The sequence below is a fragment of the Guyparkeria sp. genome (genome assembly GCF_041687595.1).
Taxonomy (GTDB): Bacteria; Pseudomonadota; Gammaproteobacteria; order Halothiobacillales; family Halothiobacillaceae; genus Guyparkeria.
The window spans coordinates 1-4,139 of the sequence record NZ_JAWLBP010000058.1 but is presented as its reverse complement, the minus strand read 5'-3'; the positions used below and the strand labels follow the sequence as shown (position 1 = coordinate 4,139).

Genomic DNA, 4,139 nt, shown 5'->3' with positions numbered 1-4,139 from the left:
AGCGGGAACGAGGAAGCGCGCGCCATCCTGCGCGAGGCATCGCAACGGCGCTATCGCCGCCGCAGCGACTCGCGCGGCTGGCGGGACATGGATGCCGCCGTGCTCAAGGCGCGCGCCGCGGCCAAATCGGGAGGACGCAAATGATCGGTCGACTCGCCGGACGGGTGCTTACGCGCAAGCCACCGTTTCTGCTGGTGGACGTGCATGGCGTGGGCTACGAGGTCGAGGCCCCCATGTCCACATTCTTCGCCACCCAGGGGCGGGACGACGTCATCCTGCATACCCACCTGGTGGTGCGCGAGGACGCTCAGCTGCTCTACGGCTTTGCCACCACCCGCGAGCGCGACCTGTTCCGGGCATTGATCAAGGTCTCGGGCATCGGCCCGCGGATGGCCGTCGCGGTGCTGTCCGGCATGTCCGAGGCCCAGTTCCGCGACTGCGTGCTCAGCGAGGACGTCGCGGCGCTGGTAAAGGTGCCGGGCATCGGCAAGAAGACCGCCGAGCGGCTGATCATCGAAATGCGCGACCGGATCGACAAGGAGGCCGGCACGACGGCGGCGAGCCTGCCGGGAGGTGCGCCGGGTGCGGAACACCCGCGCGACGAGGCGATCAGCGCCCTCGAGGCCCTGGGCTACAAGCCGGCCGAGGCCGGCCGGATGATCACCCGGGCCGAGAAGGAGGGGGCGGACGATGCCGAGTCCCTGATCCGTCTGGCCCTGCGACACACGGTGAAGTAACCCTACGGTGAATCAATCCATGGAAGATCCGCGCTTCGTCAGCTCCGAACATCGCCCCGACGAGGAGGCCATCGAGCGCGCCCTGCGCCCGCGCCGGCTCGCCGACTACATCGGCCAGCCGGCGGTGGTCGAGCAGATGGAGATCTTCGTCCCCGCCGCGCGCAACCGCGGCGAGCCGCTCGACCACGTGCTGATCTTCGGCCCGCCGGGGCTCGGCAAGACCACGCTGGCCCACATCATCGCCAACGAGATGGGCGTCAACCTCAAGCAGACCTCCGGCCCGGTGCTCGAGCGCCCCGGCGACCTGGCCGCGCTGTTGACCAACCTCGAGCCCAACGATGTACTGTTCATCGACGAGATCCACCGTCTCTCGGCCGTGGTCGAGGAGATCCTCTACCCGGCGATGGAGGACTACCAGATCGACATCATGATCGGCGAGGGCCCCGCGGCGCGCTCGATCAAGCTCGACCTGCCGCCGTTCACCCTGGTCGGGGCCACCACCCGCGCCGGCATGCTCACCAACCCGCTGCGCGATCGCTTCGGCATCCTGCAGCGCCTGGAGTTCTACGAGGTCGAGCACCTGGTGCACATCGTCGAGCGCTCGGCCCGGCTGACCAGTCTCGATATGGATGCCGAGGGCGCGCGCGAGATCGCCGCCCGCTCGCGCGGCACCCCGCGCATCGCCAACCGCCTGCTGCGCCGGGTGCGGGATTACGCCGACATCAAGAGCGGCGGGCGGGTCGACCGCGAGGTCGCCAGCCTCGCGCTGGACATGCTCAAGGTCGACCAGCGCGGCTTCGACCACCAGGACCGCCGCCTGCTCGAGACCCTGCTGGACAAGTTCGACGGCGGCCCGGTGGGGCTGGACAACATCGCCGCGGCGATCGGCGAATCGCGTGACACCATCGAGGACGTCCTCGAGCCGTACCTGATCCAGCAGGGCTTTCTCGTGCGTACCCAGCGCGGTCGCATGGCCACCCGGCAGACCTGGGAGCACTTCGGCTTCTCCCCGCCGCCCCGCTGGCCGGGTGACCGGCCCGACCTGCTGGCGGAGGAAGGGTCATGACGGACGGCGCAGAGATTTTTTACTGGCCCGTGCGTGTCTACTACGAGGACACGGACGCCGGCGGTGTGGTCTACCACGCGCGCTACCTCAACTTCTGCGAACGCGCGCGGACCGAGTGGCTGCGCGCCCGGGGATGGGAGCAGGACGCGCTTCGCGACGACATGAACCTGCTGTTCGTGGTGTCCCGGGTCTCGCTTGAATATCGCCGACCGGCACGATTTAATGACGCGCTGAACGTCACCTGCGAGGTGGAACGTCTGCGCGCGGCGTCCATCGACTTCACCCAGCGAGTGGAACATTCGGCCGATTCCACGGTCTTGTGTGAAGCTGCCGTGCGCGCAGTCTGTGTCCACAGCGACACGCTGCGCCCCAAACCAATCCCCGAGGCGATCCTGGAGTCTTTCGCGTGAATTCCGAGCCATCCGTAGTCGAACTCATCACCGGTGCCAGCCTGCCGGTCCAGCTGGTCCTGATCATCCTGGTTCTTGCTTCCATCGCCTCCTGGGCCCTGATCATCCACAAGGCCCGGGTCTACAAGCGTGCCGTTGCCCGCGTGCGCCGGTTCGAGGGCAGCTTCTGGGCCGGCGGCAGTCTCAACGATTTCTATGACCGCATCTCCCGCGAGGCCCGGGCGCGCGAGGGGCACGAGGCGGTCTTCGAGGCCGGCTTCCGCGAATTCCAGCGGCTGCGCCAGGCCGAGGAGCGCAGCCACGGTCAGATCATCGACGGCGTCGAGCGCGCCATGAACGTGGCTCAGAACCGCCAGATCGACCAGCTCGAGGAAGGCGTGCCCTTCCTGGCGACGGTCGGTTCGGTCAGCCCCTACGTGGGCCTGTTCGGTACCGTCTGGGGCATCATGAGCGCGTTCATGAACCTCGGCACCATGCAGAGCGCCACGCTGGCGGCGGTGGCCCCGCCCATCGCCGAGGCGCTGATCGCGACTGCCATGGGCCTGTTCGCCGCCATCCCGGCGGTCATCGCCTACAACCGTTACACGCAACGGATCGACTGGCTCTCCGGTCGTTACGAGAACTTCATCGACGAGTTCCTGGGGCTCCTGCAACGCCAGCTGGGAGGCAAGTGACCCATGGCGCGGCGTACGCGACGGGCACGACGCATGGTCGCCGAGATCAATGTCGTTCCCTACATCGACGTCATGCTGGTGCTGCTGGTCATCTTCATGGTGACCGCGCCGATGCTGCAGCAGGGCGTGGAGGTCGAGCCGCCGCAGGCTGCGGCCACCCCCCTCGAGGAGCAGGACGAGCCACCCCTGCTGATCATCGTCGACCGCGAGGGTGAGTACTTCGTCAACCAGGCGGAAAATCCCGAGGCGCCGGTGAGCCTGGCGACCGTCACCGAACTGGTGGCGGCCGCGCGGGCCGTCGACCCGGAGATCCCCATCCTGGTCAAGGGCGATCGCTCGTCCAACTACGAGGCCGTCATGCGCGCCATGGTCGCCGCCCAGAAGGGCGGGGCGGCCAAGGTCGGACTGGTCACCGAGTCCGACCCGGCAGCGCCGGACGAGGAGGAGCAGTAGGCCATGCTGCGGATAATCGCGCGCATGCCCGTGGCCGTGCTGGTAGCCGTGCTGCTGCACGTGCTCCTGGCGCTGGCCGTGGTCTTCCACGAGCTGTGGGAGCCGGAGAAGGTCAAGCCCGCCGGCAACGCCGAGACCGTTCCTACCCCGAACATCGAGGCCGAATCGGTCTCATCCGAATCGATCGAGCGGCAGGCCGAGCGCATGCGTGAGCAGCGCGAGGCACGCGAGCGCGAGCGTGCGGAGACGGAAAAGGCCGTCGAGGAGGCCGCCGCCGCCCGACGGGCCGAGGAGGCCCGTGCCGAGCAGATGCAGAAACTGCGCGAAGAGCGCGAGCAGGCCGCCGCGGAGGAGGAGCAGCGTCTGGCCGAACTGGCCAAGGCGCGCGAAGAGGCGGAAGCCGCCCGCGAGGCCGCCCGCAAGGAGGCGGAAGCCGCGCGGGAGGAAGCCGAGAAAGCCGCGAAGCAACGCGAGGCCGAAGAGCAGGCTCGCAAGGAAGCCGAGGAGAAGGCCCGCAAGGAAGCCGAGGAGAAGGCTCGCAAGGAAGCCGAGGAGAAGGCCCGCAAGGAAGCCGAGGAGAAGGCTCGCAAGGAAGCCGAGGAGAAGGCTCGCAAGGAAGCCGAGGAGAAAGCCCGCAAGGAAGCCGAGGAGAAGGCTCGCAAGGAAGCCGAGGAGCAGGCCCGCAAGGAAGCCGAGGAGAAGGCTCGCAAGGAGGCCGAAGAGCAGGCCCGCAAGGAAGCGGAAGAACAGGCGCGCAAGGAGGCCGAGGAGAAGGCGCGTCGTGAGGCCGAGGAACAGG

6 protein-coding genes are annotated in these 4,139 nt (G+C 68.2%); all 6 read left to right on the top strand.

Annotated features, from left to right (window positions below):
- Window positions 1-140: 140 nt before the first annotated feature.
- Window positions 141-737, top strand: a complete 597-nt coding sequence (gene ruvA / locus ACESL5_RS08615) for a Holliday junction branch migration protein RuvA (RefSeq protein WP_372592377.1) — start codon at window positions 141-143, stop codon at window positions 735-737.
- Between the two features lie 19 nt (window positions 738-756).
- Window positions 757-1,803 (top strand): Holliday junction branch migration DNA helicase RuvB, encoded by a 1,047-nt coding sequence (gene ruvB, locus ACESL5_RS08610; protein ID WP_372592376.1) that lies wholly within the window; start codon window positions 757-759, stop codon window positions 1,801-1,803.
- Complete coding sequence (ybgC, locus tag ACESL5_RS08605) at window positions 1,800-2,213, top strand: tol-pal system-associated acyl-CoA thioesterase (protein ID WP_372592375.1); 414 nt, start codon at window positions 1,800-1,802, stop codon at window positions 2,211-2,213. The genes ruvB and ybgC overlap by 4 nt, the downstream gene beginning before the upstream one ends.
- Window positions 2,210-2,887: a protein TolQ gene (gene tolQ, locus ACESL5_RS08600; protein WP_372592374.1), complete on the top strand. Its 678-nt coding sequence runs from the start codon at window positions 2,210-2,212 to the stop codon at window positions 2,885-2,887. The genes ybgC and tolQ overlap by 4 nt, the downstream gene beginning before the upstream one ends.
- Before the next feature lie 3 nt (window positions 2,888-2,890).
- Entirely contained in the window at window positions 2,891-3,340 is a 450-nt protein-coding gene (tolR, locus tag ACESL5_RS08595) for a protein TolR (protein ID WP_372592373.1), read from the top strand.
- 3 nt (window positions 3,341-3,343) lie between these two features.
- A partial coding sequence (locus ACESL5_RS08590) for a hypothetical protein (protein ID WP_372592372.1) occupies window positions 3,344-4,139 on the top strand: 796 nt, incomplete at its 3' end.